The sequence below is a fragment of the Streptomyces sp. NPDC054883 genome (assembly GCF_053610645.1).
In genome coordinates, this window is record NZ_JBSGYT010000035.1 from 16,539 (window position 1) to 41,385 (window position 24,847).

The following is a 24,847-nucleotide window of genomic DNA, read 5'->3' on the forward strand; positions in this document are numbered from 1 at the left end:
GAGCCGTGTCCGCTCACGACGCCACCAACCAGGACTCCAGCACGGGCAACGAGACCAGGCTCCGCGAGTACCTCCGCCGGGCCATGACCGAGCTGCACGAGACGCAAGCACGCCTCCGCGAGGTGCAGGAGCGGAACACCGAACCCCTGGCGATCGTGGGGATGGCGTGCCGTTTTCCGGGTGGGGTGAGTTCGCCGGAGGGTTTGTGGGAGTTGGTGTCGTCGGGGGTGGATGCGGTGTCGCCGTTCCCGGGTGACCGTGGGTGGGACGTGGAGTCCTTGTTTGATGCGGAGCCTGGTGTTCCGGGGCGTACGTATGTGCGTGAGGGCGGGTTCCTGCATGAGGCGGGGGAGTTCGATGCGGACTTCTTCGGTATCTCGCCGCGTGAGGCGGTGGCGATGGATCCGCAGCAGCGGTTGCTGTTGGAGACGTCGTGGGAGGCGTTGGAGCGGGCGGGCGTCCCGGCTTCCTCGCTGCGCGGGTCCCGCACCGGCGTCTTCGTCGGAGCCATGTACCACGACTACGGGGCCGACCGCCCGAGCGTTCTCGACGACGCCGGCGGCTACGGCGGCACCGGCACCTCCGGCAGCGTGATCTCCGGCCGCATCTCCTTCGCCCTGGGGCTGGAGGGTCCGGCGGTGACGGTCGACACCGCCTGCTCGTCCTCCCTGGTCGCCCTGCACCTCGCCGCCCAGTCGCTGCGGGCGGGGGAGTGCGACCTCGCGCTCGCCGGTGGCGTCACCGTCATGGCGACGCCCTCCACCTTCGTGGAGTTCTCGCAGCAGCGGGGGCTGGCGGGTGATGGCCGGGTGAAGGCGTTCTCGGACGCGGCGGATGGTACGGGCTGGGCCGAGGGTGTGGGGATGCTGCTGGTGGAGCGGCTGTCGGATGCGGTGGCTCGGGGTCATCGGGTGCTGGCGGTGGTGCGGGGTTCGGCGGTGAACCAGGACGGTGCGAGCAATGGGTTGACGGCGCCGAACGGTCCGTCGCAGCAGCGGGTGATCCGGGCGGCGTTGGAGAGTGCTGGTCTGGGTGTGTCTGATGTGGATGTGGTGGAGGCGCATGGGACGGGGACCCGGTTGGGGGATCCGATCGAGGCGCAGGCGTTGCTTGCGACGTATGGGCAGCGGCCCAAGGGTGGTGAGCCGTTGTGGCTGGGGTCGTTGAAGTCGAACATCGGGCATGCGCAGGCGGCTGCGGGTGTGGGTGGTGTCATCAAGATGGTGATGGCGCTCGGGCATGGTGTGCTGCCGAGGTCTTTGCATGTGGGTCGGCCGTCGTCTCAGGTGGACTGGGAGTCGGGTGCCGTTGAGTTGTTGACGCAGGAGCGGGTCTGGCCGGAGGTGGGTCGGGCGCGTCGTGCGGGTGTGTCGTCGTTCGGGGTGAGCGGGACGAACGCGCACGTGATCCTGGAGCAGGCTCCTGAGACGGCTGCGGTGACCGGGGCAGTGGAGCGGGAGCTGCCGGTCGTTCCCCTCGTCCTCACCGCCAAGTCGCAGACCGCACTGCGCGCCCAGCACGCCCGGCTGAGCGCGCACCTGGACCGGAACCCCGGCCTGCGCCCGCTCGATGTGGCGCTGAGCCTCGCGACCGGCCGCTCGGTGCTGGAGCACCGCTCGGTAACGCTGGGCTCGGCAGTCGTGGAGGGCGTCGCCGGCACTCCGGGCCGTCGCGTACTGGTCTTCCCCGGGCAGGGGACGCAGTGGGTGGGGATGGGTGCGGGGTTGCTGGAGTCGTCCCCGGTGTTTGCGGATCGGTTGCGTGAGTGTGCGCAGGCGTTGGCGCCGTTCGTGGACTTCGATGTGGTGGAGGTGGTGCGGGAGGGGCGTTCGCTGGATCGGGTGGATGTGGTCCAGCCGGTGACGTGGGCGGTGATGGTGTCCCTGGCGGAGCTGTGGCGGTCGCTGGGTGTGGTGCCGGATGCGGTCGTCGGTCACTCGCAGGGCGAGATAGCCGCCGCTGCTGTCTCCGGGGCACTCTCGTTGGAGGATGCGGCCCGGGTGGTGGCTCTTCGTGCCGCGGTGATCGGCCGGGAGCTGGCCGGGCTCGGCGGTATGGCGTCGATTCCGCTGCCGTTGGCGGAGGTCGAGGCCCGGCTGGATGGCTGGGCGGGCCGGCTGGGTGTGGCGGCGGTGAATGGTCCGTCGAGCACGGTGGTGGCCGGTGACGCCGATGCCATCGCGGAGTTCGTCGCCGCAGCGCAAGCGGAGGACATCCGGGCCCGCCAGGTGCCGGTGGACTACGCCTCGCACTCCGCGCACGTGGAGCGGATCGAAGCCGAGCTGCTGGACGTACTGGGCCCGATCACGCCGCAGCGGCCGGCGGTCCCCTTCTACTCAACGGTGACGGGCGGCCTGCTGTCGGAGCCGGTGCTGGACGCCACCTACTGGTACCGCAACCTGCGCAACCCCGTCCGCTTCGAGGAGACGATCCGCTCCCTCGTCGCCAAGGGCTTCACCACCTTCGTCGAGTCCAGCGCCCACCCCGTCCTGACCATGGGCATCCAGGAAACCGCCGAGGCCGCCGGAGCCGAGGTCCTCGTCGCCGGGTCCCTGCGCCGCGACGAGGGCGGCCTGGAGCGCTTCCTGGTCTCCGCCGCCGAACTGTTCGTACGCGGTGTCGACATCGACTGGGCCGCCCTCTTCGAAGACACCGGTGCCCGCCGGGTCGACCTGCCCACGTACGCCTTCCAGCGCGCCCACTACTGGCTGCCCGCGGCCCCCGCCACCGAGGCGGCGGCCCTCGCCCCGCGGGACTCCCTCGCATACCGCGTCCAGTGGAAGAGCCTGCGCACCGACGACCCCGCTGCCCGCCTGTCCGGGCGCTGGCTGCTCGTGGCCCCCGGTTCCTCGGCCGCCGCCGGCCCCGCCGAAGCCGCCCGCCAGGCCCTCGCCGCGCTCGGCGCCACCGTGGAGACGCTCACGGTCGACCCGGCCCACGCCGACCGGTCCCTCCTGCGCACCCGCATCGCCGAGGCCGCCGACCGCCCGGACGGCACACCGCTCGCCGGGATCCTCTCGCTGCTCGCCCTCACCGACGGCCCGCACCCCGAGCACCCGGTCCTGTCCCTCGGCCTCGCCGCCACCCTCGCCCTCACCCAGGCCGCCGCCGACGCGGGCACCGGGGCCCGGCTCTGGGCCGCCACCTCCGGTGCGGTCGCCGTGTCGCCCGCCGAGACCCCGGCCCCCGAGCAGGCCCAGCTCTGGGGCTTCGGACGGGTCGCCGCCCTCGAACTGCCCGCCCTCTGGGGCGGTCTGGTCGACCTGCCCGCCCGGCCCGACGCGCGCGCCTGGCAGCGGCTCGCCGCCGTCCTCGCCGCCGCCCCGGGAGCGCACGCCCGGGGAGCCGACGACCCGCGCGCCGACGACCAGGTCGCCGTCCGGCCCTCCGGCACGTACGGCCGCCGCCTCGTCCAGGCCGCCGCGGGCGGCCCCTCCGCTCCCGCCACCGCGCGCGGCACCGTCCTCGTCATCGGTGACCTCACGGCCGTCGCCGCACCCCTGGCCCGCCGGCTGCTCGACGCCGGCGCCGGGCGGGTCGTCCTGGCCGGACCGGCCGACGGTCTGCCGCAGGTCGACGGCGCTCCCGCCGAGCGCGTCACCCTCGCGCCCTGTGACCTCGGCTCGGACCGGGACCTGCGCGAACTGCTCGTCCGGCACGCGCCGTCGGCCCTGTACGTCGTCCCGCCCCCGGCCGTGCCCACCACGCTCTCCGCGACCACGACGGAGGGCTTCGCGGCCGCCGTCGCCGCCAAGACCGACCTGGCCACCCGGCTCGACGCGCTGCTCGCCGGAGCCGGAGCCGGAGCCGAAAGCGGAGCCGGCACCGACGCCGGCACCGCACTGGACGCCTTCGTCCTCTTCTCCTCCGTCGCCGGGGTGTGGGGCGGCGCGGGCCAGGGCGGCTACGCGGCCGGCACCGCCCACCTCGACGCCCTCGCCGAGGTGCTCCGCGACCGCGGCCTGCCCGCCACTTCCATCGCCTGGACCCCCTGGCAGGGCGCCGTCGACGGTCCCGCCGCCGACCGGATCCGCGGCGCCGGGCTGTCGTTCCTCGACCCCGAGCGGGCCCTGGACGTCCTGGACACGCTCGTCGCACGCGGCGAGAGCGGCCTCGCAGTCGCCGACGTCGACTGGGAGCGGTTCGCCCCCGCCTACACCGCCGCCCGGCCCTCCGCGCTCCTGGACGAACTGCCCGCCGTACGGGCGCTGCGCGCGGCCGAGCGGGAGGCCGCCGCGGCCCGGGCCGCCGACGACACCGGGATCGCCGCGAGCCTGCGCGGCAGGACCGCCGAGGAACAGCGGCGGGAACTGCTGCGGCTGGTGCGCTCGCAGGTGGCCGCCGCGCTGGGCCACTCCTCGCCCGGGGACATCGCCCCCGACCGGGCGTTCAAGGACCTCGGCCTGAACTCGGTGACCGCCGTGGAGCTGCGCAACCGGCTCCGCGAGGCCACCGGGCTGAGCCTGCCGGCGTCCCTCGTCTTCGACCACCCGACCAGCGCCGCGCTCGCCCGCCACCTCCACGAGCTGGCTTCCGGAACGGACCCCGACCCGGCCGGCCCGTTCCCCGCCGCCCCCTCCGGCGGGGACGGCGAACCCGTCGCGATCGTCGCCATGGCCTGCCGTTTCCCCGGCGGCATCAACTCTCCCGACGAGCTGTGGCGGCTGGTGCGGGACGGCGGCGACGCCATCACCCCCTTCCCCGCCAACCGCGGCTGGGACCTCGACGGCCTCTACGACCCCGACCCGGAAGCGAAGGGACGTACGTACGTCCGCGAAGGCGGATTCCTCCACGACGCACCCGACTTCGACCCGGAGTTCTTCGGGATCTCCCCGCGCGAGGCCCTCGCCATGGACCCGCAGCAGCGGCTGCTCCTGGAAACCTCCTGGGAGGCGCTGGAACGGGCCGGACTCGACCCGGACGTGCTGCGCGGCAGCCGCACCGGCGTGTTCGTCGGCACCAACGGCCAGCACTACATGCCGCTGCTGCAGAACGGCGACGAGGACTTCGACGGCTACCTCGGCACCGGCAACTCGGCCAGCGTCATGTCCGGCCGGCTCTCGTACGTCTTCGGCCTCGAAGGCCCCGCCGTGACCGTCGACACCGCCTGCTCGGCGTCCCTGGTCGCCCTGCACCTGGCCGTCCAGTCGCTGCGGCGCGGCGAGTGCGCGATGGCCCTCGTCGGCGGCGCCACCGTCATGTCCACCCCCGAGATGCTGGTCGAGTTCTCCCGCCAGCGCGTCATGTCGCCCACCGGCCGCTCCCGCGCCTTCGCGGCGTCCGCCGACGGTGTGGCCCTCGGCGAAGGCGCCGGCATGCTGGTCGTCGAGCGGCTCGCCGACGCCGAGGCCAACGGACACCCCGTCCTCGCCGTCATCCGCGGCTCCGCCGTCAACCAGGACGGCGCCAGCAACGGCCTGACCGCCCCCAACGGCCCTTCCCAGCAGCGGGTCATCCGCCAGGCCCTCGCCGACGCGGGCCTGGAACCGCAGGACGTGGACGCCGTCGAGGCGCACGGCACCGGCACCGAACTCGGCGACCCCATCGAAGCCCAGGCCGTCCTCGCCACCTACGGCGAAGGGCGCCCCGCCGACGCCCCGCTGTGGCTCGGCTCCGTGAAGTCCAACATCGGCCACACCCAGGCCGCGGCCGGGGTCGCGGGCGTCATCAAGATGGTGCTCGCCCTGCGCGGCAACACCCTGCCCCGCACCCTGCACGTCGACGCGCCCACCCCCCGCGTCGACTGGTCCTCCGGCGCGGTGGCCCTGCTCACCGACGACCTCGACTGGCCGCAGCGCGAAACCCCCCGCCGCGCCGCCGTGTCCGCGTTCGGCATCAGCGGCACCAACGCCCACGTCATCCTGGAGGAGGCCCCCCGACCGGCCGCGCCCGCCGCGCCGGCCCCCGACGCGGACGCCGACCCCTGGGCCGAGGTCACCGTCCCCCTGCTGCTGTCCGCCCGCTCCGAACCCGCGCTGCGCGCCCAGGCGGCCCGCCTGCGCGCGGGACTCGTCGACAACCCCGCGATGCACCCGGCCGACGCCGGATACACCCTGATGACCGCCCGCTCCCGGTTCGACCACCGGGCCGCCGTCATCGGGGAGAGCCGCGAGGAACTCCTCGACGCCCTGGGCTCCCTCGCCCAGGACCGGCCGCACCTCGACGTGCTGCGCGGCACCGCCGGACCCGGCGACCGCATCGTGTTCGTCTTCCCCGGCCAGGGTTCCCAGTGGCCCGCCATGGCCGAAGGACTCCTCGACCGGTCGCCGGCGTTCCGCGAGACCGCGCTCGCCTGCGACGCGGCGCTCTCCGCCCACCTCGACTGGTCCGTCCTGGACGTCCTGCGCCAGGTCCCCGGCGCGCCCTCGCTCAGCCGGGTCGACGTCGTCCAGCCCGTCCTGTTCACCATGATGGTGTCGCTGGCCGCCGCCTGGCGGGCCATCGGCGTCCACCCGTCGGCCGTCGTCGGCCACTCCCAGGGCGAGATCGCCGCCGCCCACGTCGCCGGAGGACTGACCCTCGACGACGCCGCGCGCATCGTGGCCCTGCGCAGCCAGGCCTGGCTCACGCTGGCCGGCAAGGGCGGCATGATCGCCGTCTCCCAGGGCCCCGACGCCCTGCGCCCCCGCCTGGAGCGGTTCGGCGACCGGCTGTCCGTCGCCGCCGTCAACAGCCCCGGCACCGCCGCCGTCGCCGGCGAACCCGAGGCCCTGCGCGAGCTCCTGGCGGAGCTGACCGCCGAAGGCGTCCACGCCCGGGCCATCCCCGGCGTCGACACCGCCGGGCACTCCGCGCAGGTCGACGCCCTCAAGGAACACCTGCTGGAGGTCCTGGCGCCGGTCTCCCCGCGCACCGGCGACATCCCCTTCTACTCCACCGTCACCGGCGGCCTCCTCGACACCGCCGCCCTCGACCGCGCGTACTGGTACCGCAACATGCGCGAACCCGTCGAGTTCGAGCAGGCCACCCGGGCGCTCCTCGCCGACGGCCACGAGGTCTTCCTCGAACCCAGCCCGCACCCCATGCTCGCCACCTCCCTCCAGGAAACCATCGCCGACACCGGCGCCCGCGCCGCCGTCCTCGGCACCCTGCGCCGCGACAAGGGCGGTGCCCGCTGGTTCGGCGCGGCCCTCGCCGCCGCCCACGTCAACGGCGTCGCGATCGACGCCGACGCCCTGTTCGGCGCCGGCTCCCGCCGCGTCGAGCTGCCCACCTACCCCTTCCAGCGCGAGCGCTACTGGTACAACGCGCCCGCCCGCCGCGGCGACGCCGCCTCCATCGGCCTGCGCGAAGCCGGCCACCCGCTGCTCGGCGGGGGAGTGGAACTGCCCGAATCCGGCTCCGTCGTCTACACCGCCCGGATCGGCGCCGACACCCAGCCCTGGCTCGCCGACCACGCCCTGCTCGGCACGGTCCTGCTGCCGGGCGCGGCCCTCGTCGACCTCGCCCTGTGGGCGGGCCGGCAGTCCGGCTGCGGCCGCCTGGACGAGCTGATCCTCCAGGCACCCGTCGTCCTGCCCGACGAGGGCGCCGTCGAACTGCGGCTGCTCGTCGGCGCCGCCGCCGAGGACGGCCGGCGCACCCTCACCGTCCACTCCCGCCAAGCGGACGCCGCCCCCGGCGCGCCCTGGCACCGCCACGCCGAAGCGGTACTCGCCCCCGCCGGAGAAGACCCGCCCGCCGCACCCGCCGCACCCTGGCCCCCTGCCGGTGCCCGGCCCGCCGAACGCCGCACACCCGACGCCTTCTACGCGGAGTTCACCGCCCGGGGCTACGACTACGGGCCGCACTTCCGGGGCTACCGCGACGGCTGGCTCGACGGGGCCGCCGTCCACGCCGAAGTCGCCCTCCCCGAACGGACCGCCGACACGTCCGCCGGCTACGGCATCCACCCCGCGCTCCTCGACGCCGCCCTCCAGGCCATGAGCCTCGGCGCGTTCTTCCCCGACGACGGCCTGGCCCGCATGCCGTTCGCCGTGCGCGGCGTCCGCCTGCACGCCGAAGGCGCCGGCCGGCTGCGCGTCGCCATCCACCCCGTCAGCGCCGAAGCCGTCCGGCTCAGCTGCACCGACGAGGCCGGCCGGCCCGTCCTCGACATCGCCGAACTCCTCGTGCGCACCGTCTCCCCCGAGCAGCTCGCCGCCACCGGCGACGGCGCCCGCCGCCACGGCGCCCTGTACGAGGTCGGCTGGCCGCAGCTGCCCGCCGCCGACACCCTGCCCGTACGCCGCACCGCCGTGGTCGGCGAGGACCACGCCAAGGTCGTCGCCGCCCTCGAAGCCGCCGGCGGTGCCTGCGACTGGTACCCCGACCTGGGCGCACTGCTCGACGCGACCACCGCCGGGCAGGCTCCCGACACCGTCGCCGTGTCCTTCCCGCACCACCCCCGCCCCGACGCGCACACCGCCCACACCGTCGCCCACCGGGCCCTGGACCTCGCCCAGGCCTGGCTCGCCGCCGGGGACCGGCTCGCCGGCACCACCCTCACCCTCCTCACCCGGGGCGCCGTCTCCACCAGCCCCGACGAGGACACCACCGACCCGGCCGCCGCGACCGTCTGGGGCCTGATCCGCTCCGCCCAGTCGGAGGAGCCCGGCCGCTTCACCCTCCTCGACCTCGACCCCGGCACCTGGGACGCCGCCGCCCTCACCGCCGCCCTCGCCTCCGGCGAACCGCAGCTCGCCGTCCGGGGCGGCGCCGTCCGCGTCCCCCGCCTGGCCCGCGCCACCGACCCCGGCCGGCGCGCCGACCTCCTCGAACCGCCCGCCGGCACCCCCGCCTGGCGCCTCGCCACCAGCGGCACCGGCACCCTGGAAGGCCTGCGCCTGGCCCCCGCCCCCGACACCCGGGCCCCCCTGGAGGAAGGCCAGGTCCGCATCGCCGTCCGCGCGGCCGGCGTCAACTTCCGCGACACCCTCATCGCGCTCGGCATGTACCCCGGCGAAGCCGTCATGGGCGCCGAGGGCGCGGGCGTCGTCACCGAGACCGGCCCCGGCGTGACCTCACTCGCCCCCGGCGACCGGGTCCTGGGCATGTGGACCGGCGGCTTCGGCCCGTACGCCGTCGCCGACCACCGCATGGTCGCCCCGATACCGGCCGGCTGGACCTACGCCGAAGCGGCCTCCGTCCCCGCCGTGTTCCTCACCGCCCAGTACGCGCTGACCCGCCTCGCCCGGGCCACCCCCGGCCAGTCCCTGCTCGTGCACGCGGCCGCCGGCGGCGTCGGCATGGCCGCCCTGCAACTGGCCCGCCACCTCGGCCTCACCGTCTACGCCACCGCCTCCCCGGGCAAGTGGGACACCCTGCGCGGCCTCGGCCTCACCGAACCGGCCATCGCCAACTCCCGCACCACCGCCTTCGCCGACGAGTTCCTCGCCGCCACCGGCGGCCGCGGCGTCGACATCGTCCTCAACTCCCTCGCCGGGGAGTACGTCGACGCGTCCCTCCGGCTGCTGCCCCGCGGCGGCCACTTCCTCGAACTCGGCAAGGCCGACGTCCGCGACCCCGACACCGTCGCCGCCGACCACCCCGGCACCCGCTACCAGGCGTTCGACCTCGTCCAGGCCGGCCCCGACACCGTCGGCGAGATGCTGCGCGAACTCCTCGCCCTCTTCGACACGGGCGTCCTCACCCCGCTGCCGCTGACCGTCCACGAGATCCGGCACGCCCGCGAGGCGTTCCGCACCCTCAGCCAGGCCCGCCACACCGGAAAGCTCGTCCTGAGCATGCCGCCCGCCTTCGGGCCGCACGGCACGGTCCTCGTCACCGGCGGCACCGGCTCCCTGGGCAGCGCCGTCGCCCGCCACCTCGTCACCGAACACGGCGTACGCCACCTCGTGCTCGCCGGCCGCCAGGGCCTCGGCGCGGACGGCGCACCCGCCCTCGCCGCCGAACTGACCGGCCTCGGCGCGCAGGTCACCGTACGGGCCTGCGACGCGGGCGACCGCGAGCAGCTCGCCGCACTGCTCGCAGGCATCCCGGCAGCCCACCCGCTGACCGGCGTCGTCCACACCGCCGGCGTCCTCTCGGACGGCACCCTGCCCACCCTCACCCCGGACGCCCTGGACACCGTCCTGCACCCCAAGGTCGACGCCGTCCTCAACCTGCACGAACTGACCCGCGACCTCGACCTGTCCGCCTTCGTCCTCTACTCGTCCTCCTCCGCCCTGTTCGGCAGCCCCGGCCAGGGCGGATACGCGGCGGCCAACGCCTTCCTCGACGCGTTCGCCGGCTACCGGCGCTCGCTCGGCCTGCCCGGCGTGTCCCTCGCCTGGGGCCTGTGGTCCAGCAACAGCCGGATGGCCGGTCATCTCGACCAGAGCGGCATGCACCGGCGCCTCGCCCGCGGTGGCGTCATGCCGCTCACCGACGCCGAAGGGCTCGCGCTCTTCGACGCCGCGCAAGCCGCCGGGACCCCGCTCCAAGTGCCCATCAGGCTCAACCACGCGGCCCTGCGGGCCAGCGCACCCGTACCCGCCTTCCTGCGCGGCCTGATCGGCGACGACAGCCAGTCCCGCGGCGCGGCCCACCGGCCGGCCGCCCCCGCGGAAACCCTCGCGGACCGGATCACCGGCCTGCCCGCCGAAGAGCAGGAGGAACTGGTCCTCGACGCCGTACGCACACACGCGGCGGCCGTACTCGGCCACGGCGGCCCCGAGGGGATCGTCGTCGACCGCGCCTTCAAGGAACTCGGCTTCGACTCCCTCACCGCCGTCGAGATGCGCAACCGGCTCGCCGCCGCCACCGGACTGCGGCTCGCCGCCACGCTCGTCTTCGACCACCCGACGCCCGCCGCCCTCGCCGGACACCTGCGCCGCGCACTCGCCCCGGACGAGACCCCGTCCGGCGAGCCGGCCTCCGCTCCCCGGGCCGACACCGTCATGGCCGAACTCGACCGGCTGGAAGCCCTCTTCGGGACCATGTCCGGCCGGGCCGACGGCACGGCCGGTCCCGACGAGACGGCGCACCGGGAGATCGCCAACCGGCTGGCGGCCCTCACCGGCCTGTGGCACGGCATCGGCGGCCAGACCGGCAAGGAAGGCAAGACCGGCACGGACTCCGCGGACGCCGGAGCGTCCAGCGTGGCCCACTCCATCGAAGACGCCGACGACGACGAGATCTTCGCATTCATCGACGAGCGGTTCTGAACCGCACAGCACGTACGGGGTGACGAGACATGGCGAACGAAGACAAGCTCCGCGAGTACCTCAAGCGGACGACGACCGAACTGCACCGCACCAGCGAACGCCTCAAGGAACTGGAGGCGCGGGCCCACGAGCCCGTCGCGATCGTCGGCATGGCCTGCCGGTTCCCCGGCGGCGTCGACACCCCCGAAGCCCTCTGGGAGCTGGTGTCCTCCGGCACCGACGCCGTGGGCCCCTTCCCGGGCGACCGGGGCTGGGACGTCGACGGCCTCTACGACCCCGACCCCGACGCCGCCGGCCGCTCCTACTGCCGCGAAGGCGGCTTCCTGGACGCCGCCGGAGCCTTCGACCCCGCCTTCTTCGGCATCTCCCCGCGCGAGGCGGTGGCGATGGACCCCCAGCAGCGGCTGCTGCTGGAAACCTCCTGGGAAGCCCTCGAACGCGCCGGGATCGACCCCCGCTCCCTGCACGGCAGCCGCACCGGCGTCTTCGTCGGCGCCTGGGACGGCGGCTACACCGCCCACGTCCACGAACCGTCCGCGCAGCTCGAAGGAGACCTGCTCACCGGCAGCGTCGTCAGCTTCACCTCCGGCCGCATCGCCTACACCCTGGGCCTCGAAGGCCCGGCGGTGACCGTCGACACCGCCTGCTCCTCCTCCCTCGTCGCCCTCCACCAGGCGGCCCAGTCGCTGCGCCGGGGCGAATGCGACCTCGCGCTGGCCGGCGGTGTCACCGTCATGTCCACCCCCGCCGTCTTCGTCCAGTTCTCCCGCCAGCGGGGCGTGGCCGCCGACGGACGCTGCAAGGCCTTCGCGGACGCCGCCGACGGCTTCGGCCCCGGGGAGGGCGCGGGCATCGTCCTCGTGGAACGCCTCTCCGACGCCGTACGCAAGGGGCACCGCGTGCTCGCCGTCCTGCGCGGCTCGGCGGTGAACCAGGACGGCGCCAGCAACGGCCTGACCGCCCCCAGCGGCGCGGCGCAGCAGCGCGTCATCCGCCAGGCCCTCGCCGACGCGCAGGTCACCGCCGCCGACGTCGACGCCGTCGAGGCGCACGGCACCGGCACCAAGCTGGGCGACCCGATCGAGGTCCACGCCCTCATGGACACCTACGGCAGCGCGCACGGCCCGGAACGGCCGCTGTGGCTGGGCTCGTTGAAGTCGAACATCGGCCACACGCAGGCGGCGGCCGGGGTGGCCGGCGTCATCAAGATGGTGATGGCGCTGGAACACGGGACCCTGCCGAGGACCCTGCACATCGACGCACCGTCCTCCCAGATCCTCTGGGACGGCGGAGCCGTCTCCCTCCTGACGGAGGACCGGGCGTGGCCCGAGACGGGGCGGCCCCGGCGCGCGGGCGTCTCCTCGTTCGGGGTGAGCGGGACGAACGCGCACGTGATCCTGGAGCAGGCGCCGGCCGCCGAACCGGTGGCCGCAGCGGCGGCGCGCGAGCTGCCGGTCGTACCGCAGGTCGTCACCGCCCGCACCAAGACGGCGCTGCGCGCCCGGCAGGACCAGCTGGCGGCCCTGCCGGACCGCGCCCCCGGGCTGCGGCCGCTGGACGTCGGCTATGCCCTGGCCTGCGCGCGCGCCGTGTTCGAACACCGCGAGGTCACGGTCGGCTCGACGGTCGTGGAGGGCGTAGCAGCCCCCACCGGCCGTCGCGTACTGGTCTTCCCGGGGCAGGGGACGCAGTGGGTGGGGATGGGTGCGGGGCTGCTGGAGGCTTCGCCGGTGTTTGCGGATCGGTTGCGGGAGTGTGCGCAGGCGTTGGCGCCGTTCGTGGATTTCGATGTGGTGGAGGTGGTGCGGGAGGGGCGTTCGATGGACCGGGTGGATGTGGTCCAGCCGGTGACGTGGGCGGTGATGGTGTCCCTCGCGGAGCTGTGGCGGTCGCTGGGTGTGGTGCCGGATGCGGTCGTCGGCCACTCCCAGGGCGAGATCGCCGCAGCCGCCGTCTGCGGCGCGCTCTCTCTGGACGATGCGGCGCGGGTGGTGGCGCTCCGTGCTGCGGTGATCGGGCGTGAGCTGGCGGGGCTGGGGGGTATGGCGTCGGTTCCGTTGCCGTTGGCGGAGGTCGAGGCCCGGCTGGATGGCTGGGCGGGCCGGCTGGGTGTGGCGGCGGTGAATGGTCCGTCGAGCACGGTGGTGGCCGGTGACGCCGATGCCATCGCGGAGTTCGTTGCCGCGGCGCAGGCGCAGGACATCCGGGCCCGCCAGGTGCCCGTGGACTACGCCTCGCATTCCGCGCACGTGGAACGGATTGAAGCCGAGCTGCTGGACGTACTGGGCCCGATCATGCCGCAGCGGCCGGCGGTCCCCTTCTACTCGACCGTCACCGGTGGGCTGCTGTCTGAGCCGGTGCTGGACGCCACCTACTGGTACCGCAACCTGCGTCAGCCCGTGCGCTTCGAGGAGACTGTTCGGGCACTGGTCGCCAAGGGGTTCGGCACCTTCGTGGAGTCCAGTGCGCACCCGGTCCTGACCATGGGGATCCAGGAGACCGCCGATGTCCTGGCGGGCGGTTCGCTGCGCCGCGACGAGGGCGGCCTGGAGCGCTTCCTGGTCTCGGCCGCCGAACTCTTCGTGCGTGGTGTGGACATCGACTGGGCCGCCCTCTTCGAGGGCACCGGCGCCCGCCGGGTGGACCTGCCGACGTATCCGTTCCAGCGTTCGCACTACTGGCTGGAGCCCTCCGCGCCCTCCGCCGCTGCTTCCGCTCCGGCTGCGGTCTCCGGTGTCGATGCCTGGCGCTACCGGTCCTCCTGGAAGGGCCTCGTGGCTGGTTCCGTCCCCCGGTTGGACGGCCGCTGGCTCGTGGTGCTGCCCGCCGGTCTGGATCCCGTGCTCGCCGACGCGGCCGAGGCCGCCCTGACCCGGCACGGCGCCCACGCCGAGCGGCTCACCACCGACCCGGCCACCGCCACCCGCGCCGGACTGTCCGCGCAACTGGCCGCGTACGGGAACACCCTCACCGGAATCCTCTCCCTCCTCGGCGCCGACGAGCGGCCGCACCCCGGCCACCCCGACCTGCCCCTCGCCGTCGTCGGCACCACCCTGCTCGCCCAGGCGGCGGCCGACGCGGACCTCACCGCCCGGTCGTGGACCGTCACCCGGGGAGCGGTCGCCGTGTCGCCCGGCGAGCCGCCCCGGCCCGCCGGCGCCCAGGCCTGGGGCCTGGGGCGGGGCATCGCGCTGGAGCAGCCCCGGCTGTGGGGCGGCCTCGTGGACCTGCCCGTGGACCCCGGGCACCGGGACTGGGACCGGCTGGCCGCGGCCCTCGCCCGTACCGACGGCGAGGACCAAGTCGCCGTCCGGGCCTCCGGAACGTACGGGCGCCGGCTCGTCCCCACCGGTACCACGCCCGCCCGCCGGACGTACGCGCCGCGCGGCACCGTCCTGGTCACGGGCGGCACCGGCGCCCTCGGCGGCCACGTCGCGCGCTGGCTCGCCGCAGCCGGGGCCACCCACCTGGTGCTGACCGGCCGGCGCGGCCCCGACGCGCCGGGAGCGGGCGAACTCGCCGCCGAGCTGCGCGCCCTGGGCGCGGCCGAGGTGACCGTCGCCGCCTGTGACGTCTCCGACCGGGACGCGCTCGACGCCCTCCTGGAGGCCCACCCGCCGACCGCCGTCTTCCACACCGCCGGCGTCCCGCACTCCGCGGCCTTCCTGGACACCGGCGCCGCGTCGTTCGCCGAGGTGTACGCGGGCAAGGTCGCGGGCGCCCGCCACCTGGACGAACTGACCCGCGCGCGGGGGCTCGTACTCGACGCGTTCGTGCTGTACTCCTCCGGCGCCGGCGTATGGGGCAGCGGCGGCCAGAGCGCCTACGGCGCCGCCAACGCCGCCCTGGACGCGCTCGCCGAGCGGCGCCGTGCCGAGGGCCTCGCCGCGACCTCCGTCGCCTGGGGCCTGTGGGGCGGCGGCGGCATGGGCGAAGGCGCCGGCGAGGAGTTCCTCAGCAGCCGGGGTCTGCGCGCCATGGACCCGGCCCTCGCGGTCCGGGCACTCGGCCGGGCCCTCGACCGCGACGACGTCTGCGTGGCCCTCGCCGACATGGACTGGCCGCTCTTCGCGAAGGGCTTCACCGCCTTCCGGCCCAGCCCGCTCATCGGCGAACTGCCCGGCGTGCGCGGGGCGACGGGCGCCGACGAGCCGGCCGGACCGGCCGACGACGGCCTGACCGCGCGCCTCGCGGCCGCCGGACCCGCCGAACGGTACGAGATCGCGCTCGACGCGGTGCGCCGCGCCGTCGCGGCCGTACTGGGCCACGCCGGACCCGAGGACGTCGACCCCGAAGGCTCCTTCAAGGACATCGGGTTCAGTTCCCTCACCGCCGGGGAGTTCGCCGGGCGGCTCACCGCCGCCACCGGGCGCAAGCTGCCCCCCACCCTGGTCTTCGACTACCCGACGGCCTCCGCCGTCGCCGCCCACCTGGTCGAACTGCTCGTGCCGGCGGGCGCCGGGGGAGACCCGGAGGAGACCCGGATCCGAGCCGCCCTGGCGGCGCTGCCGCTGTCCGCGCTGCGCGAGTCCGGCCTGCTGCCGGCCCTCCTCGAGCTCGTCCCCGGAGATGCGCCGGCGTACGGCGGGCCCAGGCCCACGCTCCAGCAGCACTCCGGCGCCGACGCGTTCGATGACGGCAACGCCGGCGCCGACGACTCGGACGGGATCGCGCACATCGACGACCTCGACGGTGACGCACTCATCGAGCTCGCCCTGCGCGACGCGGCCGCCTGACGCACGGGCCCGCGTCCCCCGCCCCGCCGCCCCCGGCCCCGCCCCCGTCCAGAGAGGGACCCCACCGATGGCCATGTCCTCCGAGAAGCTCATGGAGGCGCTGCGCACCTCGCTCAAGGAGACCGAACGCCTGCGCAGGCGCAACCGGGAGCTCGCCGCGGCCGCGCACGAACCCGTCGCCGTCGTCGGGATGGCCTGCCGCTACCCCGGCGGGGTGGACTCGCCGGAGGGGCTCTGGGACCTGGTCGCCGCCGGGCGGGACGCCGTGGCGCCCTTCCCGCGGGACCGGGGCTGGGACCTGGAGGGGCTCTACGACCCGGACCCCGAAAACCCCGGCACCACCTACTGCGACCGGGGCGGGTTCCTCTCCGGCGCCGCCGACTTCGACGCCGCGTTCTTCGGGATCCCGCCCCGCGAGGCCGTCGTCATGGACCCCCAGCAGCGGCTGCTGCTGGAGACCTCGTGGGAGGCGCTGGAGCGTACCGGCCTGGATCCGCGCTCCCTGGCCGGCACCGGCACGGGCGTGTACGTCGGCGCCGCCCACGCCTCCTACGCGAGCGACCCGGACCGGGTGCCGGAGGGGTCGCACGGCTACCTGCTCACGGGCAGTGCGGACGCCGTGCTGTCCGGCCGGATCTCGTACGCCCTCGGTCTCGAAGGGCCCGCCATGACGGTGGAGACGGCCTGTTCGTCCTCGCTGGTCGCCCTGCACCTCGCGGTGACGGCGCTGCGGCGCGGCGAATGCCGCCTGGCGCTGGCCGGGGGCGTCGCGGTCATGCCGGACGCCGCCGCGTTCGTGGAGTTCTCCCGGCAGCGGGGCCTGGCCGCCGACGGCCGCTGCAAGGCCTTCTCGGCCGACGCCGACGGCACCGGGTGGGCGGAGGGCGTCGGCGTCCTCGTCCTGGAGCGGCTCTCCGACGCCCGCAGGGCGGGCCGCACCGTCCTCGCCGTCATCCGCGGCTCCGCCGTCAACCAGGACGGCGCCAGCAACGGCCTGACCGCCCCCAACGGCCCTTCCCAGCAGCGGGTCATCCGCCAGGCCCTCGCCGACGCGGGCCTGGAACCGCAGGACGTGGACGCCGTCGAGGCGCACGGCACCGGCACCCGCCTCGGCGACCCCATCGAGGCGCAGGCACTGCTGGCGGTGTACGGGCAGGGCCGGCCCGAGGGCAGGCCGCTGCGGCTCGGCTCGCTCAAGTCGAACATCGGTCACGCGCAGGCAGCCGCCGGGGTGGGCGGCGTCATCAAGACCGTCCAGGCCCTGCGCCACGGGCTGCTGCCCCGGACCCTGCACGCCGACGAACCCACCCCGCACGTCGACTGGACGGCGGGCGGCGTACGGCTGCTGACGGAGCCCGTCCCCTGGCCGGCCGGCGCCCGGCCGCGCCGGGCCGGCGTCTCGGCCTTCGGAGTGGGCGGCACCAACGCGCACGTCATCCTGGAGGAGGCACCCCCCGCGCCGGCCCCCGCCCCGGCCCCCGCCGGCCCCGAAGCGGCACCGGCCGTGGCCCTGCCGCTCGTGCCGTGGTTCGTCTCCGGCCACTCCGAACCCGCGCTGCGCGCCCAGGCGGCCCGGCTGCGCGAGCACCTCGCCGACGCCCGCCCCAGTGCCCTCGACACCGGCCTCTCCCTCGCCGCCACCCGTACCGCCTTCGCCCACCGCGCCGTCGTCCTCGGCGCCTCCTACAGCGACCTCGCCCGCGGCCTGGACGCCCTCGCCGACGGCACTGCCTCCCCCTCCGTCGTGCACGGCGTACGCCACCGCGAGGCGAAGACCGCCTTCCTGTTCACCGGGCAGGGCAGCCAGCGCCCCGGCATGACCCGCGAACTGCACTCCGCGCACCCGGTGTTCGCCGCCGCCTGGGACGCCGTCGCCGAACGCCTCGACGCCCACCTGGAACGCCCGCTCGCCGCCGTGCTCGACGCCGGACCCGGCACCCCCGACGCGGCGCTGCTGCACCGCACGAAGTACGCGCAGGCCGCGCTGTTCGCCGTCGAGGTGGCCCTGTTCCGGCTGCTGGAACACTGGGGCATGCGGCCCGACGTCCTGCTCGGGCACTCCGTCGGCGAGATCGCCGCCGCGCACGTCGCCGGCGTACTCGGACTCGACGACGCCTGCGCCCTCGTCGCCGCCCGCGGCCGGCTGATGGACGCACTGCCGCCGGGCGGCGCCATGCTGTCCGTGCGGGCCGCCGAGGAAGAGGTACGGGAACTGCTGGCCGCGCACCCGGGCGCTGTGGACGTCGCCGCCGTCAACGGCCCCCGGTCGGTGGTCGTCTCGGGCGCCGAGCAGGCCGTCGAGTCCGTCCGGGCCCGGCTGGAGGAGCGGGGGAGGAAGACCAAGCGGCTCACCGTCAGCCACGCCTTCCACTCGCCGCTCATGGAACCGGTCCTGGCGGAGTTCCGCGACATCGCGGACCGGCTGGCCTACCACGCCCCCCGCATCCCCGTGATCTCCAACGTCACCGGCCGCCGCGCCGCCGGGCAGGACCTGCGCACCGGCGCCTACTGGGCCCGGCACGTCCGCGCGGCCGTCCGCTTCGCCGACGGGGTGCGCGCCGCCCGCGGCCTGGGCGCCGAGACCTTCGTCGAACTCGGGCCCGACGGCGTGCTGTGCGCCATGGCCGAGGACGTGCTCGCCGAGCCGGCCGCCTCCGCGGCCGGCGCCGACGGGGCACCCGTTCTGGTGCCCGTACTGCGCCGCGGCCGCCCCGAGGGCGAGACCCTGCTGCGCGCCGTGGCCGTCGCCTCGGCCCGGGGCGCCGCCCTCGACCGCGCCCGCCTCTTCGAGGGCACCGGCGCCCGCCCGGCCCCGCTGCCGGTGTACGCCTGGCAGCACCGCCGGTACTGGATCGCCCCCGCCGGGCGCGGCAGGGCCCGCACCGGCGCCCGCCGCTACGGGGTCACCTGGCGGCCGCTGCCCGCGCCGGCCGCGCCGCCCGCCCGCCTCGACGGGACGTGGCTGATCGTGGAACCCGCCGGGGGCGCCGCGCCGGCCGCCGAGGCCGCCGAGCGGGCCCTGACCGCCCGCGGCGCCTCCGTCCGCCGGCTGCCCCTGGACGCCGACCGGGCCGACCGGGCCGCCGTGGCCGCGCTGTTCGACGCGGCCGCCTTCCCCGACGCGTACGGCGACGGCCCGGCCGGCGTCCTGTCCCTGCTGGGAACCACCGAGGACGAGGGGTCCGAGCTGGTCCCGGCCGCAGTCCGGGCCACCCTGCACCTGGTGCAGGCCATGGCGGACAAGGCCCCCACCGCCCGCCTCTGGTGCGCGACCCGGGGCGCCGTCGCCGTGGCCGACGGCGACCGGCCCCGGGCCGCCGGCGCCCAGCTGTGGGGCCTCGGCCGGGTGGCGGCCCTCGAACTCCCCGCGCACTGGGGCGGCCTGGTCGACCTGCCCGGGGCGGACCCCGCGGACGAAGCCGACTGGCGGCTGCTCGTAGACGCGCTCGGCGGCCCCGAGGACCAGGTGGCCGTCCGCTCCGGCCGCGCCCACGGCCGCCGGCTCACCCCCGCCCCCGCACCCCGCGCCGGGCAGGGCCCGTACCGCCCGCACGGCACCGTCCTGGTGACCGGCGGCACCGGGGCGCTCGGCGGACACCTGGCCCGCCGGCTCGCCGCCGAGGGCGCCGCCCACCTGCTCCTCGTCGGCCGGCGCGGCCGCCGGGCCCCGGGCGCCGCCGAACTGGAAGCCGAACTCCTCGCCCTCGGCGCCAAGGTGACCTTCGCGGCCGCCGACCTCGCGGACCGGGACGCGCTCGCCGCCCTGCTGGAGCAGGTACCCGCCGACGCCCCGCTGACGGCCGTCTTCCACGCCGCGGGCGTCCCGCAGGTCAGCCCCCTGACCGAAGCCGGCGCCGAGGTCTTCGCCGACGTCTACGCGGGCAAGGTGGCGGGCGCCCGCCACCTCGACGAGCTGACCCGGCCCCTCGCCCTGGACGCCTTCGTCCTGTACTCCTCGGGGGCGGGCGTCTGGGGCAGCGCCGGACAGTGCGCGTACGCCGCGGCCAACGCCGACCTCGACGCGCTCGCCCTGCGCCGCCGCGCCGAGGGCCTGCCCGCGACCTCCGTCGCCTGGGGCCTGTGGGGCGGCGGCGGCATGGGCGACGGCGCAGGGGGCGGCTACCTGCGGCGCAGGGGCGTACGGCCCATGGACCCGCAGGACGCGCTGACCGGGCTGCTGCACGCCGTCGCGGCGGGCGAGGCCAACCTGACGGTCACCGACACCGACTGGGAAGCCTTCGCGGACGGCTTCACCGCCTACCGGCCCAGCCCGCTGATCTCGGACCTCGTGCCCGCGGCGCGCCCCGTCGGGGACCACACGCCGTCCGCCGCCCCTGCCCCCGCCGCCCGCGACCCGCGCCGCGAAGTGGCCGCCCTGCCCCCGGCGGAGCGCCCCGGCGCCGTCCTGGCCCTGGTGCGCACCGAGGCCGCCACCGTCCTCGGCCACGACACCCCCGAAGAGGTCGAGACCGATACGCCGTTCCTGCTCCTCGGCTTCGACTCGCTGGCCGTCACCCACTTCCGGCGCGCCCTGAACTCCGTCACCGGACTCGACCTGGACGCCGAGACCCTCTTCACCCACGACACCCCTGCCAAGCTCGCCGCCCGCCTGCTGGAACTCCTGCAAGACGGCGAAGGCCCGGGCGGCGACGGACGGGAGGCCGGGGAACGGAGCGGTACCGGCGCGGGCACGCTCGTCACGCTGTACCGGGACGCCCTCGCCGGCGGCAGGGTGGCCGAGGCGGTCGACGCGCTCGGCGCCGTCGCCGCGCTGCGCCCCGTCTTCACCCGGGACCGGCCCCACCCGCTCACACCGGTCCCGCTCGCCCCCGCACCCGACGCCGGGGCCCCCGGCCGGCCGCTGCTCATCGCGGTCAGCGGCACCGCCGCGGTCTCCGGCCCCATGGAGTTCGCCGCCTTCGCCGCCGCCCTGGCCGGACACCGCCCCGTCGTCGCCCTTCCCCAGCCCGGGTTCCGGCCCGGGGAACCGCTCCCCGACTCCCTCGACGCCCTGTGCGCGGCCCACGCCGCGGCCGTCACCCGGCTCGCCGCGGGCCGCCCGTACGCGCTGATCGGCCACTCCGCCGGCGCCAACGCCGCCCACGCGCTCGCCCGGCACCTGGAGCACACCGGCCCCGGACCCGCCGCCCTCGTGCTGGCCGACGTCTACACCCCGAGCGCGCCCGGAGCCATGGGCGTCTGGCGGGACGTCATGCTCCGCTGGGCGATGGACCGTACGCCCGTACCGCTCGACGACACCCGGCTGACCGCGATGGGCGCCTACCACCGGCTGCTGCTCGACTGGACCCCGCGGCCCACCCGCGCCCCCGTCCTGCACCTGCGGGCCACCGACCCGATGGCCGCCTGGAGCGACCCGCACCAGGACTGGCGCTCCGTCTGGGACTTCGCGCACACCGTCGCGGACGTCCCCGGCAACCACTTCACCATGATGACCGAGCACGCCCCGGCCACCGCCCGCGCCGTCGACGCCTGGCTGGACGCGCTGCCCGGCGGCGACCGATGACGAGGAGCCCCATGACCCCACCCGTGCCGACCTCACCGCCGGTGGCCGCCGAGTCCGGCCGGGACACGGCCCGCCGGGCCCGTGCCAACCAGTTCGCCCGCGCCGCCCAATGGTTCGCGGGCATCACGGGCGACCCGTACGGGCTGATCCTGCGCGCCGGAACCGACGACCCGCGCGCCTTCGAAGAGCGCGTGCGGGCCCTGGGCCCGCTGCACCACAGCCTCCCGCTGGACACCTGGGTGACGGCCGACCACGCCGTCGCCCGGGAGGTCCTGCGGAACCCGGCCTTCGACGGGCCCGCACCCGCCGCCGGCAGCCCCGGCGACGACCCGCTCCCGTACCGCAGCACCGCCTTGGCCCTCGACCGGGCGACCGCCGCCCGGCTGGCCCCGCTCACCGCCTTCGGCGGCCCGCTGCTGCGCGTCCCGGACGCCCGGGGCGCCGAGGAGCGGGCCGCGGCGCACGCCCGGGCGCTCCTGGCCGGACTCGGCGGACGCTTCGACCTCGCCGAGGACTTCGCGCGCCCCCTGATGGGCCCCGTACTCGCCGGACAGCTCGGCCTGCCCGAGTCCGAGCACGCGGAGTTCGCCCGCCTCCTGCCCGGCTGCCGGTCCGCCCTCGACGGCCTGCTCTGCCCGCAGACCCACGCCACCGCACGGGCCGCCGAAGCCGCCGAACAGGCCGTGCACGCCCTGCTCGTTCGCGCCCTCGGCGGGACGGACGCCGATGCGGCGCGGGCCTGCCAGGTGGTGGCCGTCGGCGCCGCCGAAGCCGCCACCGTCCTCCTCGTCAACGCCGTCCGCGCCCTGCTCGTGGAGCCGGGCGGCTGGCAGCGGGCCGCGCACGCCCCGGCCGCGGCCCGGGCGGCCGTCGAGCACGCCCTGCGCGTCGCACCGCCCGTACGGCTGGAGACCCGGGAGGCCCGCACCGGCGTCACCCTCGCCGGCACCCCGCTACCGGCCGGGGCCCGGGTGACCGTCCTCGTCGCCGCCGCGGGCCGCGACCCGCGGGCACCCGGGGACGCCGGACCCCTCGCCCTGCCCCGCGACCTGCACTTCGGGCTGTCCGCCCACCTCGTCAGGGCGAACGCCCGCGGCGCGCTGCGGGTCCTCGCCGAGACCCTGCCCGACCTGCGCACCGCCGGCGACGAAGTGACCCGCCCGCGCTCACCGGTGCTGCGCGCCCCCGCCCGCTTCCCGGTCGCCACGACCGGCTGAACCGGCCCGGCCGAACCGGTCCGACCGCCCGCCCGCCCACCGTCACGAGGGCCCCGAGGGGGAGACGACGTCATGCGCGTCCTGATCACGTGCTTCGCGCACAACACCCACTACTACAACCTGGTGCCGCTCGCCTGGGCGCTGCGCGCCGCGGGACACGAGGTCCGGGTCGCCAGCCAGCCCGCGCTCACCGAGGTGATCAACGGCTCCGGGCTGACCGCCGTACCCGTCGGCGACCTGGACTCCATCGCCGAGCTGATGACCCGGATCGGCGGCGACCCCACCCCCTACCAGCAGGGCCTGGACTTCGCGCAGACCCGCGGCGGCCCGCTCGGCTGGGAACACGCCCTGGGGCAGCAGACGATGATGACGGCCATGTCGTTCGCGCCGCTCAACGGCGACACGACCATCGACGACCTGGTGGACTTCGCCCGCGCCTGGCGGCCCGACCTGGTGCTGTGGGAGCCGTTCACCTACGCGGGACCGATCGCCGCGCACGTCGTGGGCGCCGCCCACGCCCGCGTCCTGTGGGGCCCGGACGTCATCCTCGCCGCCCGCCGCCAGTTCCTCGCACTGCGCGGCCTCCAGCCCGAGGAGCGGCGCGAGGACCCGATGGCCGAATGGCTGACCTGGACCCTGGAGCGGTACGGGGCCACCCCCGGCGCCGCCGCGGTCGAGGAGGTCATCGCCGCTCACGCGAGCATCGACCCGGCGCCCGCGGGCCTGCGCGTGCCCGTACCGGGCGAGGTGCTGCCGATGCGCTACGTCCCCTACAACGGCCCCTCGGTCGTGCCCGACTGGCTGCACGCGCCGCCCGCCCGGCGCCGGGTCTGCATCACCCTCGGCGTCTCCGCGCGCGAGACGTACGGCCGCGACGCCGTCCCCTTCGAGGAACTGCTGCACGCCCTCGGCGACGTGGACGCCGAGATCGTCGCCACCCTCGACGCCGGCCAGCTGCGGGACCGCGAGGGCCTGCCCGCCAACATCCGGGCCGTCGACTTCGTACCCATGGACGTGCTGCTGCCGACCTGCGACGCGATCGTCCACCACGGCGGCGCGGGCACCGGCTACACCGCGACCCTGCACGGCGTGCCGCAGGTCATCGTCGGCTCGCTGTGGGACGCCCCGCTCAAGGCCGAACTCCACGCCGAGCAGGGCGCCGGCATCGACCTGCCGCCCGAGAAGCTCGACGCGGCCTCGCTGCGCGCCGCGGTCGTCCGGGCCCTCACGGACCCCTCGCTCGCCGCGGGCGCCCGCCGCCTGCGCGAGGAGATGCTCGCGGCCCCGTCCCCCGCGGCCCTCGTCCCCGCCCTGGAACGCCTGGCGGCGCGCCACGGCCACGCCCCCCACCCCAGCCAAGGAGACCCGAAGTGACCACCACCGACCTGCGCCCCGACCAGGGCTACACGGGCGGCGCCGCCCGCCTCTACGACCTCGTGCACCAGGGCAAGGGCAAGGACTACGCCCGAGAGGCCGCCGACCTCGCGGCCCTGGTCACCGCCAAGGTGCCCGGCGCCCGCAGCCTGCTCGACGTGGCCTGCGGCACCGGACTCCACCTGGAGCACCTCGGCGGAGCCTTCGACACCGCCGAAGGCCTGGAGCTCTCCCCCGACATGCGGGAGATCGCCCGGCGCCGCAACCCGGCCGCGACCGTCCACCCCGGCGACATGCGCGACTTCGCGCTCGACCGCACCTACTCCGCCGTCACCTGCATGTTCAGCTCCATCGGTCACATGCGCGACCAGGGCGAACTCGACGCGGCGCTCTCCCGCTTCGCCGCCCACCTCGACCCCGCGGGCGGGGTCGTCGTGGTCGAGCCGTGGTGGTTCCCCCGGACGTTCACCCCCGGATTCGTCGGCGCGTCCATCGTCGAGGCGGAGGGCAAGACCATCTCGCGGGTCTCGCACTCGCGCCTGGAGGGCGACGCCACCCGCATCGACGTCCACTACCTCGTCGCCGAACCGGGCCGGGACATCACGCACCTGTCCGAAACCCACCTGATCACGCTCTTCGAGCGCTCCGCCTACGAGCGGGCCTTCGAGCGGGCCGGCCTGGACGTGGAGTTCCGGGAGGGCGGCCCGTCCGGCCGCGGCCTGTTCATCGGGCTCCGCGGCTGACCCCGCCCGCGCCCGCACCGCCCGCACCGGGCTGCGACCGGCGCCCGGGTCGCGGACCGGCGGGAACCCGGTCCTGGAACGCCTGGGCCCCGGTCCAGGACCGCTC

5 protein-coding genes and 1 pseudogene are annotated in these 24,847 nt (G+C 76.1%); all 6 read left to right on the top strand.

The window, feature by feature from the left end:
- Window positions 1-5: 5 nt before the first annotated feature.
- The 6 genes and pseudogenes from ACWGH1_RS23900 to ACWGH1_RS23925 all read left to right on the top strand — a co-directional run bounded on the left by ACWGH1_RS23900 (window position 6) and on the right by ACWGH1_RS23925 (window position 24,741).
- Window positions 6-11,147 (top strand): SDR family NAD(P)-dependent oxidoreductase, encoded by an 11,142-nt coding sequence (locus tag ACWGH1_RS23900; RefSeq protein ID WP_453408989.1) that lies wholly within the window; start codon window positions 6-8, stop codon window positions 11,145-11,147.
- Window positions 11,148-11,206: 59 nt separating this feature from the next.
- Window positions 11,207-15,883 (top strand): annotated as a pseudogene (locus ACWGH1_RS23905) (type I polyketide synthase); the annotation flags it as partial.
- A gap of 67 nt (window positions 15,884-15,950) precedes the next feature.
- Window positions 15,951-21,407 (top strand): SDR family NAD(P)-dependent oxidoreductase, encoded by a 5,457-nt coding sequence (locus ACWGH1_RS23910; protein WP_453408990.1) that lies wholly within the window; start codon window positions 15,951-15,953, stop codon window positions 21,405-21,407.
- 11 nt (window positions 21,408-21,418) lie between these two features.
- On the top strand, window positions 21,419-22,624 hold the full coding sequence (locus ACWGH1_RS23915) for a cytochrome P450 family protein (protein ID WP_453352887.1): 1,206 nt from the start codon (window positions 21,419-21,421) through the stop codon (window positions 22,622-22,624).
- A gap of 72 nt (window positions 22,625-22,696) precedes the next feature.
- Window positions 22,697-23,998 (top strand): activator-dependent family glycosyltransferase, encoded by a 1,302-nt coding sequence (locus ACWGH1_RS23920; protein WP_453352888.1) that lies wholly within the window; start codon window positions 22,697-22,699, stop codon window positions 23,996-23,998.
- Entirely contained in the window at window positions 23,995-24,741 is a 747-nt protein-coding gene (locus ACWGH1_RS23925; RefSeq protein WP_453352889.1) for a class I SAM-dependent methyltransferase, read from the top strand. Before ACWGH1_RS23920 ends, ACWGH1_RS23925 begins: the two co-directional genes overlap by 4 nt.
- Window positions 24,742-24,847: the final 106 nt, after the last annotated feature.

Coding starts and splice junctions, on each gene's coding strand:
- ACWGH1_RS23910 (WP_453408990.1), top strand. CDS start 15,951: ATGGCCATGTCCTCCGAGAAGCTCATGGAGGCGCTGCGCACCTCGCTC.
- ACWGH1_RS23920 (WP_453352888.1), top strand. CDS start 22,697: ATGCGCGTCCTGATCACGTGCTTCGCGCACAACACCCACTACTACAAC.
- ACWGH1_RS23915 (WP_453352887.1), top strand. CDS start 21,419: ATGACCCCACCCGTGCCGACCTCACCGCCGGTGGCCGCCGAGTCCGGC.